This window comes from Treponema bryantii NK4A124, from assembly GCF_000421345.1.
Lineage (GTDB): Bacteria > Spirochaetota > Spirochaetia > Treponematales > Treponemataceae > Treponema_D > Treponema_D bryantii_B.
This window is the reverse complement of the sequence record NZ_ATWV01000001.1, coordinates 364517-381509: the sequence shown is the minus strand read 5'-3', so window position 1 is coordinate 381509 and position 16993 is coordinate 364517. Positions and strand designations below refer to the sequence as shown.

5 protein-coding genes are annotated in these 16993 nt (G+C 40.3%); all 5 read left to right on the top strand.

Annotated elements, in window-relative coordinates; genetic code table 11:
* The first annotated feature begins 1 nt into the window (after position 1).
* The 5 genes from G626_RS17110 to G626_RS0101585 all read left to right on the top strand — a co-directional run bounded on the left by G626_RS17110 (position 2) and on the right by G626_RS0101585 (position 16977).
* Entirely contained in the window at positions 2-4285 is a 4284-nt protein-coding gene (locus G626_RS17110) for an SUMF1/EgtB/PvdO family nonheme iron enzyme (RefSeq protein WP_022931047.1), read from the top strand.
* A 71-nt stretch (positions 4286-4356) separates the two neighbouring features.
* Positions 4357-5055: a hypothetical protein gene (locus tag G626_RS0101600; RefSeq protein WP_022931046.1), complete on the top strand. Its 699-nt coding sequence runs from the start codon at positions 4357-4359 to the stop codon at positions 5053-5055.
* A 334-nt stretch (positions 5056-5389) separates the two neighbouring features.
* Complete coding sequence (locus tag G626_RS0101595) at positions 5390-8866, top strand: DUF1566 domain-containing protein (RefSeq protein WP_022931045.1); 3477 nt, start codon at positions 5390-5392, stop codon at positions 8864-8866.
* A 43-nt stretch (positions 8867-8909) separates the two neighbouring features.
* Positions 8910-13892 carry a DUF6273 domain-containing protein gene (locus G626_RS0101590; protein WP_022931044.1) on the top strand — a complete coding sequence of 1661 codons (4983 nt, stop codon included), beginning with the start codon at positions 8910-8912 and terminating at the stop codon, positions 13890-13892.
* A gap of 19 nt (positions 13893-13911) precedes the next feature.
* Positions 13912-16977: an autotransporter outer membrane beta-barrel domain-containing protein gene (locus tag G626_RS0101585; RefSeq protein ID WP_196800449.1), complete on the top strand. Its 3066-nt coding sequence runs from the start codon at positions 13912-13914 to the stop codon at positions 16975-16977.
* Positions 16978-16993: the final 16 nt, after the last annotated feature.

Sequence of the window (16993 nt, the reverse complement as noted above, 5' to 3'; positions counted from 1 at the left end):
AATGAAAAAGAAACTTTTGCAAAAAATAATTTTCTCATTTTTAGCAGTTTTCTTATTTGCCTTCTTCTCCTGTGAAAACGGACTTGGGCCGGAAGATAAATTTATAGAAGAAACTGAAACAACTGAACAGGAAATTCCTGAGAGTCAGAAAGCCTATATTGTTTTTAATCTTGTTGAATCTCAGAGAAGCCTTGCCAGTCGAGCTGTTACTTCAGCCATCACATCTTCTCTTTTTTCTGATATTACCTTTTCAGGTCATACTTCTGATAATAGTAATTCAGTTTCAAAAACTGCTGCAAGTTTTTCAGAACTGGCCGGTCAGACAATCGAGGTTGTAGCCGGCAGTTGGTCATTCACTCTCGAAGCTTATCTTGGAAAAACTTCATCCACCCCGGGTGAAAAATATACGGCAAGTAAAGATATGACTGTTTATCCAGGTTCCAATGAAGTTAAGATGAGCCTTGCTCCGGACTCTGCTTCAACATCGTCTTCTGCTGCAGCTGCTCATCCTGGCAGTTGGAATGTAACAATTACCTTTCCTAACAACGCAGACTCTTCAATAGATAAGGTAGAAATAAATCTTTACGAGTTTTCAGATTTTACAAGTGCAAGTCCAACTTCTCTTTATACAAAACGCTACGTTTCAGGAACAGACTTTTCTGCAACTGGTTTACAGACTCTCACTGTTGGAGAAACAAGTCGCGCGAATGGAACTTATATTATTTCTCTGTCATTTCTAAAAAACAGTCTCTCACAGGGAGGTGTAGGCGGTGAATCTGCCACAATCGCCGGAACTGAAATATTAAATACATGGAATGAATTTATGCGTATAAATCCTGGTGCAAATTCATCAGGAACAATTTCTCTTACTGGCCTCGATAAGTCCTATTCAATAACTTATGATATAGGCAGCGCCAGCTGGAATACAACTTCAACAGAAAATATTCCAATATCTTATACAAAAAACAGTGGTGCTTCCGGCGTAATTACTCTGCCGGGAACTGTAATCGGTTCCGATGTTTTTGTAGACCGCGGATCTCTTTATTACTTTGAAGGCTGGTATACATCAAAAGATAAAGATCCTTCAGATCCAAATAAGTATATTTATAGTGGTCCTGTAACAACTTTTAATGTTACAGACGCAGAAAATAAAACCTTCTACGCAAAATGGCATGAGCCGGTTTATGATATCTATGTTGAAGCTGGAGCCGACGACTCAGTTGCGGACGGAACAAAAACTCATCCATTCTCTTCCGTTACTCTTGCTACTTATCAGGCTTTTGATGATATTACGGGAGTAGTCAGAGATGAAAATGATAATATCATTGCATATAAGAGTACAATCCACATCCTTTCTGATTATACAGGTACAAATAAAATCACGGTACCTTGGGGTAATAACGATACATCACTGGACGGAATGTGTGTAAATCTTGTTGGAGAGAATAAGGAAGGAGAAAATCCAGATGTAGAACTCGATGTCTGTGTAGGTTCAGGTAATTCATTTATTTATCTTGATCATTCCCAGCAGATGAAATTGAGCCATATCAATATTACTTCAAGTGCAAATCATACAAATCCAAATGGTTTTGGCTGTATTTCTGTAAAGGGAGGATCTTGGCTTAGTTTTGAAGATTCAACAATCAAAGGCTATACAGGAGAAGGTTGTTCTGCAATCAATATTGAAGGTGTAGTCCATCTAAAGAATTGTGAAATTTCAGGTAACAAGGCAATTGATAGAGATACAAGCTCGAGCGTATGGGCCAATGCGGTTAATTACGGAAATGGTTCGCTTCATCTTGAAGGAAATGTAGTTATCAAAAGTAATAAAATATTAAAGGATGATGGTTCTGGTAATGAAGAAAGCGAAGCTTATAATCTTTATGTTGGAAGTTATACTGGTTCATTACTCAATTTTATGCCTATATTCATTAACGGAAATAGTCTTACCGGCAGCGAAATCTGGGTAAAACTTGCTCAGGAGCCTCATGTATTTACTACAGGTTATGGTACACAGTCAGGAGAGCCTTCAGACTATTTCCACAGCGACTCTGGACTTGTAGTAGATCTTGATTCTTCTGGCGAAGCACAGCTTGTTCGAAGAGTTTCTTATTATGTAAGTTCAACGAGTTCAAGCCCGGCTGGTAGCGATACAGCTGGTGATGGAAGTATTGAGCATCCTTATGCAAGTATTGAAAAGGCAATAGAAAAAATAACGCTTAATGATGACGATACTCTTGCTCCTGTAATTTATGTAAGCGGCGAAATTCCTTGTAATATAATAATTGATGATGGATCTGTCGGATCAAGACTTGTGGCTCAAAGTCTTACAATTCAGGGAAGTAGCACAGCGACTCAAACAATTCTAAATGGTGATATTAATGGTGATGGTGCTGGTGATGATTCTATCATTCTTATGAGTGCACAGGTTCCTCTTACCCTTAAAAATCTTACATTGAAGAATGGAAATTCAACTTCCAGTGGTGGTGCACTTTGTTATGATGGAAGGCAACTTGTTACTATTGATTCATGTATTATTGATAATAATGAAGCCGCTGTTTATGGAGGAGCACTTTATTTCTCTAATTCAGATGCTGCTATTTCTAATACATCGTTTATTAATAATAGCGTAACTGGAACAGTAAGTGATTATGGGCAGGGTGGAGCTATTTACATAAGAGGTGGAAATGTAAGCGTGAGTGGTTCTTCAAGCTTTACATCAAATTCTGCATACCGCTACGGAGGAGCAATTGCCCTTAGTTCAAGTTCTTCTTCTGTTCTTACTCTTGGTAAGGCTGGTGTAGAAAGTACAATTGTTATAAATGAAAACACTGCTGGCAGTCCTGCTCAAACTGATAATATCCATCTTAATGATGGTCAGACAATCACCGTGGCAGGTGCCCTTTCTACAGATAGTGAAATTGGTGTTACAAGAACCTACTCAACAGATCCGTTTACAACAGGCTATGCCGGCACAAACAGCGGAACTGCACCGGATGAAATCTTTACTTCAGATGCGGATTATGCAGTTATTGCGGGTACAGGCGGAGAGACTGCCTTCTATATGACAACTGCAGGTGGAACAGTTTATATGCCGGGCGACTATCACTTTACTCTTGCCGCAAGCATAAGTACTGTAACTGTAGGCAGAGCCGCAACCGTAACCGTAACCCCGGATATTACCCGTACCGAGCCGGTTGGTTCTCCAACACCGCTCTTCTATAACCTGGCAGACCACAAGCTCTACTTAGACTCAGTCTTCACTCAGCCGGAAGGCAGCAACACCGAAGTAACCTGGACCGCATCCCTCTGGTGCCACGGCTCCCCAGAATACGAAAGCCTGACCGCTGTCACCGGCACCGCCAACGCCAACAAGTTCACCATCCCAGCTCTGACCTTCGAAGATACCTACACCCTCAACGTAACTGCAACTTACCAGGGCTATACACACAATGCCGACTTTGCAATTCAGTGCCAGGCAGCAGGCAGTGGAACAATACCGGAAGGCTTTGTAGCAGTTACTGGTGCTACTGTGACAGGATCAGTAAGCGGGTCGTCTGTGTTCAAAACAAACCGCACTGTAACAATTCCGAACCTATACGTATGTGACCATGAGGTAACACAGGCTGAATTTACAGAAATTATGGGAACTAACCCAAGTAATTTCACTAGCAATCCGGCTACTGGCGAAGATCAAGAGAACCGCCCTGTAGAAAATATAAACTGGTACGCCGCAATTGCCTATTGTAACAAAAAGAGCCTTGTCGAGGCTCTTACCCCTTGCTATACCGTAAGCGGAATAACAGACTGGACTAATCTTGAGTATAGCAGTATACCAACATCATCTGATTCAACCTGGAATGCGGTAACTTGCGACTTTACTGCCAACGGCTACCGCCTGCCGACAGAAGCAGAGTGGGAGTACATAGCAAGAGGTGGAGACGGTGGCATCCCAGCAGAACAGACATTATACAGCGGAAGCAATACCATAGGTGATGTAGCCTGGTATACAGATAATAGTAGTAGTATGTCCCACGAAGTTAAGAAAAAGAATGCAAACTCGCTTTGCATATACGATATGAGTGGTAATGTATTTGAATGGTGCTGGGACTGGTATGGTAACAATACAACGAGCTATCCAGTGACCGGTCCTGCTTCCGGTTCTAAACGCGTCGCCCGGGGTGGCTCTTGGAACGTGAACTATTCCATTGGAACACGGATCGACTACTCCCCGAATTCACGTAACAACAAACTTGGATTTCGGGTTGTGCGAACTACTGAATAAAAATCATATATGAAAAAAACTCGCTTTATTTTTATAATGAGATATAATAAATAATTAGAGGAGATGACACAATGAATCAAATTCAGAAAGAACATAAAAGTGCAAAGGAAAAATATTCATTTATCATGCTGGAAAAAAATAAAAAGCTTGTAAAACCCTGCTTTGAAAATGTTGTTTTAGTTGAAGCAATGATAGATTATAATTCTGATTATAATAAGCAGGGGAATTCCAAAATTCCTGGTTCGCTTGCAAATTTAATGATACAATTTAGAGAAACAGATCCAAAAGACAAGAAAAAGCTCTTAGGTATAATTCAAGAAGCCGTAAAAACTGTTAATAAAACAAATCATACTCGTATGAGTGAAAAGGATCAGAAGGTTATAGCAAAACGAATTTGTGACTTTGGAAAAGAAAATGTAGAACAATCTTTGAAAAATTCTGATTTAGATTTATACAATGAAATTGCAAGAAGAACAGAAAAACCAGAAGGCAGTGGAAAGCGTAATACTGTTTTTGCGAGCAAATTCTGTCATTATGCCTGTTTATGGTTCTTTGAAGGCAAAAAAGAAGCCGACAACTATTCAATTATGGATAGCGTAGTAAAAGGAATCTTACCAGAATACGCCAAAGCATATAAAATAGATTGTGATGAAAAAAAATTAGACGACTATAAATACTACAGAACTAAAGTTGACCAAATCATAAGCGCCTCCGGCTCCACAATCAGCCGCAACGGCTTCGACCATCTTCTGTGGTACTGCAATAAATAATTACTTGCCTTTTTTAAAGGTATGCTATATATTAAAAAAAAGGCACCGCGTGACAAGCGTCTTGCCCCACAGTTAGGTTGCCTAATTACTTAGGCGTTTGCCCATCCTGCTTGTTTGGACCAGACAGGGTGGGCTATTTTTTTACTTTTGCTTCTTCTGCCGTCTACGGTGAAGGGAGCTAAGTATGTCATAGATAAACTTGACGGCACGGAATGCCAGATCAAGAATTTCATATACAAAATCGAATCCGAGTGGCAATCTTCTGCAGGCTGTAAAATTACATCTTCTTCTATTACATAGCACTTTTTTTGTTAAAGCGTTATAATGAATTGTTATGACTTTGCGGAAAAAGTTTATTTCAAAAAAATCTATTTTTTCTTCATTCATGCTGATTTTGATGCTGGGGGCGGCGCTGCTTTTTGCTTCCTGCGATAATCTTTTTGAAAACGAAGTACCGGAAGAAAATCAGAATGAATATCTGGCAGGGGCGGGGGAGACTGAGCTTGAGCCGGAGCCAATTGAAATTTCTGGTCAGTTGATTTTTAACGGAGCTGTACCGCAGGAACTGATTTCTAACGAAGAAAACAATGATTCTTCCCGAGCCGCAATTCCAAACTTTACATCATCTGAAGTAGACTACTTTGCCGTTGCCACATCTGGTACCGGCGCAAACGCAAAAACAATGAATGGTACCTTTGGTACTGCGGGCTCGGCAAACGCAAGTACTTTTTCAATTCTGCTGATTCCCGGCCGAACCTGGACAATCACCTGCGGAATCAAAGTTAAAAACTCTACGGATGCAAGCGACCGGCTTCTTACCGCCGTTTTACCAAATGTTAATCCGTCAGAAATTGCTTCTGGTACAACTCTCAAGTTTTTCCCGGTACCGGATACTACAGATACATCAGCTACAGGCCAGATTGCTCTTTCTATGTCCATAGATGCTTCTATTACATCTGTTTCGCTGTCGCCAAATAACGAATATTCTACCGGCTGGCCTTCATCATTAAACAGCGCCACAATTACTCCGGGCTCTACAACCGCCACTATTAACGCAAGCGTACCAGTCGGCACTTACGAAATCTTAATGTCATTTTTTGATACAGATAATAATCTGCTTTACGCAAGTGTTCAAAATATAACCGTATGCAAGGGCCTTACAACCCGAACCTGGATTTCTTCGGGCGGAGATTCTCCAATCAATTCCAGCGGAGTCTTTAGTGTTACCGCTGCAAAAATCCAGGCCTATACTTCTACAAATTTTTATGTAGGTGATACAGGAGCAGCAAATGCAGTGCCCGCAAGCAACGACAACAGCGGCTCCCACAAGGCACCTTTCCTTACTTTTGATAAGGCGCTCTCTGTTGTTCAAAGTCTTGCTGGTGCCAGCGGCGCCGATACAACAAGAGAATACACAATTCACATCTGCGGAACTGTAGACAATTCTGAAACGACAACAGTTCCCGAAATTGGCAGCGGCCTTAACGGCAATATGGCAAAGCTCATAATAAAGGGCAGGGCCAATACAACAAATCCGCCGGTGCTCCAAAACCCGAATACTACCGGCCGCGTACTCAATATTGAAACTACAGTCCCTGTAGAAATTACAGGTCTTGCAATTACAAGCGGAAAGGCTGAAGGTTCAACAGGCCCGGATGGTTATGGCGGCGGACTTTATTTGAGCGGCACAGATACTGATGTTACATTAAACAATAGCGTGATTGAAGAAAACATTGCTTCATTACAGGGTGGGGGTGTTTACATTGCAAGTGGCGCAAAACTTACAATGAAGGGAAGTTCTTCTTCAATAAAAAATAATGAACTGACAGTATTTGCACAAGGAGCAAATGTATTACCGGATGGTAAATCTTGTGGTGCAGGTGTTTTTATTGCTGAGGGTGGAACTTTCCAGATGGATAATGGAACTATTAGAGATAATGCTTCTTCAGATTCAGGGGGCGGTCTTTATATAAGGGGCGATTTTACTCTGAATGGAGGTATAATTACATCTAATTTTAGAAATAACCTTATTAATAATAGTTATGGTAATGTAGATAGAACAACAAATGTAGAAATAGGAATTCCAGGTCACTTTATAATGAATGGTGGAACTATTACCAGTACTCTTGAGAACGGCTGGAATGGTGCTGCTGTTAATATGTATCTTTATACAAAGGACCCGAATGGAACTGCAACTTTTGATATGAATGGCGGCACTATAACTGGACATTATGCTCGAAGTGGTGCGGTAAAACTGAGCGGCTTTGATGAAGATAGAACTGTTGTATTTAATATGAATGGTGGTTATATAAAAGGAAACCATGCAACCGATGTTTATAATACCTCAGACGGATATGGCGGAGCTGTTTATGTCGGTAAGTATAGTACTTTTAATATGACCGGTGGTGAAATCAGCGGTAACGAAGCAATAAAGCAAGGTGGCGGTGTATATCTGGATAGTATTTCAGGTTCTGGAGCTCCTGTCTTCAATCTCGGAAAATCCGGCTTTACCAGCACTGTCAAAATCAAAAATAATACTGCAGGCACTTCTAATGCCACTAATAATATATATCTGCCGTCTGGTAAGTCTATTGCAGTAGCCGGCATCCTCTCAACAACAAGCGAAGTAGGCGTTACCCGAGAAGGTTCTTTCTCTTCAACTCCATTTACAAGCGGCTTTGCTGACACAAACAGTGGCATTCAGCCAAGTGCAATTTTTAAATCTGATGAAGGATACAATATCATTGCAGGCACAGGCGGCGAGGCAGCCTTTGGTTCAACCAGCGGCGGCGTATATATGCCGGCCGATTACATCTTTACTCTTACTGCAAACAAAGACTCTGTAACGCTTGGTCGCAGTGCTCAGGTTACAATAACACCGGATGTAAAGCGCAAAGAATCAGATGGTTCAGAAATTCAGCTTTATTATAATCCGGCAAATCAGAAGCTTTATCTTGATTCAACCTTTACTCAGCCGGCCGGTGGCACCAATACTGTAACTTGGGAAGCAGCTTTGTGGTGCGGCTTAGACGAAGAACAGCCGGACCTCGCCGCAGGCAGTGGCAGCAATGCAAATAAGTTCACTATCGCTGCACTCGACTATCCGGATACATACACTCTCCGCGTTCGGGCTACCTACATGGGCTACCCTCACGATGCAAGCTTTACAGTGGAAGGTGTGGCTGGTAGTGGTTCATATATTGGAAGCAAAGCTCCTGGTGAGACTCTCACAGTTGGTGATATTATATTTAGTGACGGAAGTTCAGAGCCTTATAGCGCCAGCATGGAATTGAGTAATGATCAGAAGACGGCCGCAGTTGCAGTTATTTTTGATGCAACGGCTAGAAAAGGCGTTGGTTTAAAGAAAGGAAGTAATCTTAAATGGGCGCCAAGCGGTACGACTGGCTACAGTAAAAAATTCTATACAAGTACAAGTGATGGAAGCAGCAATTGGAATGTAATACAAGCAGGTGATTCGGCTGGAGCAGCAAATGCGGCTACTAACTATCCAGCATTTGATTTTTGTGTCAACTATGGAGTAGAAGTAGATGGAGATTCGGATGGCTGGTATCTTCCTGCCTATCAAGAGTTTTCTACGCTATACAGTGTAAAAACAAAGGTAGATAATGCTATAGGAAAAATTGGTGAGAGTGGAGACGATGTTGCCAAATTGGGCTCAAGTACTTACTGGTCTTCATCACAGTCAAATTCTTACAATACCCAAGCGTATTATACAATGATCATTAGTGGATATTCCGACTATTGTGAAAAATCAAACGCAAACAGTGTTCGCGCAGTCCGGGTATTCTAGCTTATATGGTAAAATTAATAATTGGAGGATATAATAAAAAATTATGAGTCCGCATAAAAAGACAAAGAACAGAACGTCATTTTTCTTCTCTTTTTCACTTTTGATTTTTTATGCGGTAATTTCATGTGCTCTGATTTTTTCTTCCTGTAAGAATTTTTTTGAAAACGAAGTTACCGAGATTTATGAGGAAAAAATTGCTTCCGCAGACAATCAGGGTGGGGCTGCTGAAGTAGCCAGTGCTGCAACTGCTGCAACACAAGCTGAAGATCAGGAAACAGAGCCAATAATTGTTACCGGCCATGTGCAGATAAACGGGGCCGTTCCAGAAGAAATAGCTGATGCGGGAGAAAATCAGCCTGAACAAACTGAAGAACTTTCGCGTGCTGCTGTTTCTACTTATGAAGCTTCTGAAGTTGAATATTTTGTAACAGCGGTTTCTGGTAGTAAAACTGCAAAAGGAACTTTTACAAGCGGTACTTCTAATTTTTCTATTCTATTAATACCAGGGCTTTCCTGGGACATCACCTGTGGCTTAAAAAAACGAGACTCTGGCAGCGTAACGGGCGATACCTTGTTCAGTCAGACAAAAACCGCTGTTAATCCGGCAAGTATCACTACTGCAAATCCTCTGCAGTTTTTCCCGACTCCGGATGTTTCCGGTGGTGCTACAAGCACAGGCGAAATAGAACTTTCCATGACGATAGATTATACAATTACTTCTGTCAGACTTACCTGTTATGGAGCCAACAAGGATTACTGGCCTTTTACCGAGGCTACAGTTTCTGATACAACTGCAACAATTCAGACAGACTCTGCTGTTGCCGGCAAGGAAAGCGTTCGCAGTGGAGCCTATGAAGTAGTTTTTGCATTTTACAAAGCAGATGGTTCTCTGGCGTATTCAAGCATTCAGACAATAAATGTTTGTAAAGGACTTAAAACAAAAAAGTGGGTTTCTTCCGGCGGCCAGTCTCCAATTGATTCCAGCGGGTTATTTAATGTTACTGCCGCAAAAATTGCAGAGTTTGCTACCACTAACTTCTATGTTGGCCCAACAGGAGCAAGTAATGCCGCAGCTCCTTCCGACACAAACAGCGGAAGTCACAAGGCTCCTTATGCAACTCTTGGCCGGGCCTTAACACAAATTGCAAATAATGGCATTTCTACAAATGATTATACAATTCATATAAGCGGCGAACAGAAGGTTGCGGCAGATGCAACAGAGGGTTTTGTCGTTAACGGTCTCGATAGTAAAATGAATTCCCTGATTATTACAGGTCTTAATAATAACACAACTGATATTCTTGATGGCGACGGTAGATTCTGTACATTAAAAATTGATTCATCAAAAAATGTTACGGTACAAAATCTTACAATTACACACGGATACATGATGGTAACTGCAGAAAATGGTGGATATGGCGGTGGAGTTCAGAAATACGGAAACGGCCATCTTACTTTAGATAACTGTACTATAACACATAATACTGCTGTAAAGGGTGGAGCCGGTTTCTGTTCTTTTGAGAATGCTGGAGACTGTACAATAAAAAACTGCACCATTGAATCAAATACTGCAACAGAAAGTAATGGTGGCGGAATATATTCCAGAGCAAAAACCGATATTATAAATACGACGATTATAAAAAACTCTTCCGGAGCCTCTGGTGGCGGTATATTTTTAAGAGACAAAGCCGTAACTATTACAGGTTCACAAACCCTTATTAGTGAGAATACTGCTGTCAATTATGGTGGTGGAATCAACGTTTATTCTAACGGTAGTCTTTCTTTTAGTGATGGAATCATTTCAAAAAATACAGCCCAGCTTCGTGGTGGTGGTATAAATTCTGATGGTTCGGTAACTATGACATCAGGAACTATTACTGGTAATAAATCTGTAGGAACAGCAGAAGATAACACCTGTGGTGGAGGTGGGGTTAGTATAAAAAGCACTTTTGAAATGAAAGGTGGCCTTATTAAGGATAATTCTGCAAATGTTTTTGGCGGAGGCGTTTTCCTTTTTGACAGTGCTGCTAAACTGTTTATTTCGGGAAATGCTGTTATTGGAGATATTTCACAAGACAGCCCTGCAGAAAGTGATAACGACAAACATTCAAATAGTGCAGGAAAAGGTGGAGGAATATTTAATAGAGGAAAACTTTATGCTGGTTATATAGATGAATCAACACCAGATCCTTCTTTTACTGGAGGTATAGGATATAATTACGCTTCTATACATGGAGGCGGAATTTATTCAGTAGGTAACGGCACTGCCGAAGTTTATATTTATAAAACAAAGATAAGAGAAAATGCTTCTGAAACTTTTGGTGGCGGTATAGATATTTATAACGGCACTATTGAAATTAATAATAGCATTATTGAAAAAAATAAAGGCGGAAAAGGTGGAGGTATAAACTTAGGTCGTTCCGATGGAAGTCCTGTAAGTGTAATAAAGAATACTAATATAATAAACAATATTTCTACTTCCAGAGGTGGAGGTGTATTTCTTCTTGCTGGAAGTCTTACTCTGGCTGATGTACAAATTACAGATAATCATTCTGATGGAATAGGTGGGGGAGTATTTTTAAATTCAGACGGTATAAAAGTATTAACCCTTGGCACCAGCACTGCAGAAAGTATAATCACAATTAAAAACAACACAGAAGGCGCATCTACTCCATACACAAAAAGTAATGTATATTTAAATCTAACAACTGATAATATTATCATTGCCGGCGCTCTCAGCACAGAAAGTGAAGTTGGAATTACAAGATCGGGTATTCCTAAAACAGATCCTTTTACATCAGGCTTTAAACTAAGAAATCCTTCAATTACTCCAGACCAGATATTTACTTCAGATGATAATTCTTATGAGGTTGGGGCGGTTCTTCTTACCGGAGAAGCAAAACTTCGTTTATCAGGAGCCGCTGGTCCTGTTCTTACCTGGTTCTATGCAGTTGGAGATGCCTGTATGGCACTTTCAAGTGAGGAAATGGAAAGAATAGGAGTTCCGGAGTATCATGATGCTTCAAACGGAACAACCTTTACTCTTAACAGAACAGGTACAGGTCCATTTACCGATCCGGAAAATAATAATACTTCTATATTTACCGGTAATGTTTACATGGAAAATCCTGCCAGCGGAGTACAGGTAACAGCCGGAACAGAAACAACGGATGGAATTCCTTATACAATTGCTGCTGGTGAAATAAGCGATGACATGAATATGTACATCTTACTTGATTTTGCTGCAGTCTACCTTGATCCGGATTCTGGTGATGATGATAACGGCGGCTGGAACAAAGACATTCCTGTAAAAACCGTAGCACAGGCAAAACAAATCCTTATAAGGAATACAAAAGCAAATCCTGCTATTATGGTTATGAACACTATAAGCAGTTCTGCAGACCTTAATGCTTTGGCCGATATCACTACTGCAACTTACAACAATGCAGTAATAAAACCTCATTCAACATTTGCAGACCCTTATATTATTTCTGTGGGCTCTGCTGCAAGTGCAAGTCTTAGTAATGTAACTATAGAAGAGGGAACTGTATATACAAAGGGCAGCCTTACATTAAGTGGAAGCCAGTACTTTACAGATGATCTTTGCTTCTATATTGATAATAGCAGCGAAGCTCATCCTCTTATTCTTGGCAGTGGATTTACAAACTCTACTTCTGATAAAGCAAAAATCAAACTTGCAAAGACCTTTGCTGCTTCTTCCGGACAAAAGGTTCTGGATATTGCATCTGGTTCATCAGTTGATTTGTCAATTGTAAAAGCCTTCTTTGAACTTTCCGGTACAGACTCAGACCTTTACGAAATAACAAACGATGGAAAAATCTCTCCTCTTCCAAGCGGCGGAAATATTTATACCGCAATGGATTATACCTTTACACTTGCGGCAGATAAGTCTCAGGTTACAAAGGGTGAAGATTCTGTAATTACAATTACGCCGACAGTAAAGCGCAGGGAAGCAAATGGAAGTCAGACAAGGCTCTATTTTAATCCTGACAATCAGAAGCTTTATACTGATTCCGTCTTTGAAACTCAAACTCTGGCCGGAGGCGACAACGCTGTGACCTGGTCTGCTACACTCATGTGCGGTTCGTATACAGAATATTCAAGCCTTGCAGCCGGAACTACGGCAAATCAGTTTACAATTCCGGCTCTTGCTTGGGAAGATAATTATACCCTCAATGTTACAGCAACTTACATGGGCGTGACTTGCGATGCCAGCTTTGCAGTGGAATGTGTTGAACATGCCTTTAATGCCACTGCCTATACTGATAATGGAGACGGAACTGTTTACTTTGGAGACTGGCCGCAGAGCGCCAAGGCTTCCGGCGTTACTGTAAACGAAGCTGTAAGTCTAGAAATAGGCGCCCTTACATATTACCTTGGAAGCGACAATGCCTGGTACGCAAAACTTGATACAGATTACTTTAAGGTAGAGCCGGTGAAGTGGAAGATTCTTACAAGCGATTATAATGGCACTGGATATAAACTTTTGTTTGCAACAAAAATCCTTGAAGGCAGACCTTATGATGCATCCAGCACAAAATATGATACCTCTGCCATAAGAGCATATTTAAATGGTGATTTTAAGAATACTGTATTCTCTACGGCAGCTCTGCAGTCTATTATCCAGACTGTTGAAGTAGATAACAGTGCAAGAAGTACAAACCCGAATACAAATCCAACTTATTTTAATAGCGGCACAAATCCTTATGCTTGTGATAATACTAATGATCAAATCTTCTTGCTAAGTTTACAGGAAATAACTACAGCAGCTTATGGATTTAATACCGATCCTACTGCAATTGACGGAAACCGAAATTATTCCCCTACAGGCTATGCCCTGAAAACTGGGGCATACAGTGGCGGCTGGTGGATGACCCGTTCGCCTGATACAGGTTCAGGTTATCTTCGTTATTCTAATCAAGATGGTCGAGCAAACGGTGGTTCAAATCAGTGGAAAACTAATTCTGTTGGAATGATTCCTGCATTATGTGTAACGGGAAATTAATGGAGTGTCTATGGTGAAAATGAGTTTTTCTAAAGTTAGATTTTTCACTTTGATTTCTGTTTGCCTTGCCTTCATTTCCTGCGGCAATCTTTTTGAAAACCAGCTTTCTTCAGAAGATACAAAGAAGTTTGCTGCAGAGAATCCTCTTACAACTCCAGCTGCAACCTCGGAAAATCAGAACTTCGTTTTGACCGGAAGTATGGTGATAGATGGCGCAATGCCTGACTTTAATTTCAATAATGATGCTGCAGATTCACGTTCGGCGCTTCCGGAATTTGCTGCTGGCACAGTTGAATATTTTGTTTATGCCACAGATGGAGATGGTAATACAGTAGATGGAAGTTTTGGAGAAGGCAGCAACTCAAAGACCTTCAGTATTCCGCTTGTTTTTGGAAAGACCTGGACAATCACCTGCGGAATGCGAAATAAAAACGGCAGCCAGGAAGAGTTTCTTACAGCATCTTCAACTCCAAAAACGTACACATCATCAAATTACACAGATCCCCTTGTTTTGTATCCGGTACCCGCAACAACTGGAAAGGGAGAACTTGAGCTTTCAATGTCTATTCCGTCATCAATTCAAGGTATAGATATTTCCTGCATAAGTTCAAATAGTGCAGACTGGGCATATATTTCTACTGAAATAACTCCCGGTTCAGGCGATATAAACGGAAGTGTTTTAATTAGAACAGGGGCTTCCGAAGTATTCAAACTAAATAGCGGCGTTTACAAAATCAGACTGAACTTTTATAAAGACTCTGCCAAAACAGATCTCATTTTTCAAACATTTCAGTCTATAAATGTTTTCTACGGCCTAAAAACAACAAAATGGAAAGATGCTGCCGCAAGCAGCTCGGCTTCACCAATTCTGAGCGACGGCACTTTTGTTCTTACAGAAAATAATATAAAACAATTTCTTGCAACTAACTTTTATGTTGGTCCAAGCGGGGCAACTGGTGCTGCAACTCCAGCCGATACAAACGACGGATCTCACAATGCTCCTTTTGCAACTTTAGAAAGGGCTCTTACTCAAATAGAAAATTACGGGCTGCCCGAAAACGATTATAAAATCCATATAAGTGATTTGGTTTTTCCGGATGCAGCTGCTACTGCCGGCTATACAATATCTTCTTCTTTCGATAACAAAATGAACTCTCTGACTTTGATGGGGCTTACAGCTGTAAATGCAGATGGAATCAGTGGTAACGACCGGTTCAGAGCCCTGACAATTTCTACTTCAAAAAAAGTAACGATAAAAAATCTTACAATTTCCGATGGTAAAGCAGAGGATGGTGCCGGACTTTATTACAACGGAACTGGAAAGCTCATAATTGATAATTGTATTATTAAAGATAATGAAGCTACACGTAACGGTGGTGCTATTTATTCTTCAGGAAATGTACAAATAATATCTACAAATATAACAATAAATGTAATCTCTGGAGATACTGCAGGGACCGGAGAAGGCCTTTATATTTTCAGTGGTAGCGTTACAATGACCGGAGGGGGAATAAGTCAAAACATTTCGCAACTCGCAGATTCAGGCGCAATTTTTGTAAGAAAAGGTGCTGAATTCAATTTCAATGATGGCCTTATAAGCGATAATGGAAGCCGTGCTATTTATAATAATGGAACTGTAAATATGACTGAAGGTACTATTTCTGGCCATACAGCGATACGCGGGGGTGCAATTTATAATAACGGCAGCCTTAATATTAATGGCGGAAGTATTACCGGAAACTCCGCAATAAAAAATCCAGAAGGAGACGGCGGAAACGGGGGGGCAATTTATGTTAATGGTGCAGATACCTCTGTAACACCTAATGTAATTCCTTCTCTCGAAATAACCGGTGGTACTATAACAGGTAATACTGCGGAATGTTTTGGCGGAGGCATTTATAACGCTTCTAAACTGACTGTTTCTGGTGGTGAAATAAGCGGAAACTATATAACAGGAACAGAAAATTGTGGCGGTGGTGCAATTGCAAGCTTCAAAGATTTCACTCTTGGAAAAGATGCTTATATCCCAGCCGGAACAGATGAAAAAAATGATATATATCTTTACGATAGTGGAGACGGTGTAACTAAGTTTCATATCAAACTTAGTTCACCGCTTGTATATCATGATTCAACAGATAAAATAAAACTCACTCCTGCCGCCTATACAAACAATCGTCCAATGATTGCCCTTGCAACAGGCTCAACCGCAGACCTTTCCGTTGAATATGAAAAATTTACAACAGGACCTGATGAAGCCGGTCATAATTATTTAATTTCAAACACAGGCTTACTTAAAGCGGCCATAATTGGAAATAAAGCTCCATCAGAAGCAAAAGCTGTTGGTGATATTATCTTTAATGATGGTTCTGCAATGGCTTATTCAGACTTTGCTGCTCTTGATGATGATGGTAAAGCTGCATTGAAAACATCTGCTATTGCCCTGATTTTCTATAAGGGAACTGAGTGTAGTAATGATAATGTTACAGAGCGTACTCTTGGAGTAGGGCTTATACAATCGGAAAATTTGGTATGGTGTGTTGAAACAGCAAATGCACATGATGAAAATATAGATACAATCCAATGTCAGCCAGAGCAAACTGAATATCCTTATACATTTGATATATTTGAAACTTCTTTGGATAAAAATGGTAGTGATAATTTATTACAGATAGCAAATAAATTGGAAGAAATTTCATATGATGATACAGGCTTAGTAGGAACTTTAGTAACTGTAAGACAAGGTTTAGAGAATTATCCTCTAATTTCAGCGTTAAATACTTATTCAGCAGTGAGATTACCTGGAGAATCAACTAGTCGTATACCTGATTCTTCTCCATTTAAAACTGGATGGTATCTTCCAAGTTTTGCAGAATTGATTCAAATACGCGAAGCTGCAGATATCTTCGCTATGAATACAGCAATTGAAAGTCTAGGTGGTATGAAATTTGGAAATTATGCATATTGGTCCTCATCACAGTGTAGTGATGCGGCTTCTTGTGCATTAGCAATGACGTTTAATCAAAAAAGACTGATGAAATTAAGTAAAGAAACTGCTAATCACGCTTGTATTATTCGCGAGTTCTAATATAGAGAGAACATTA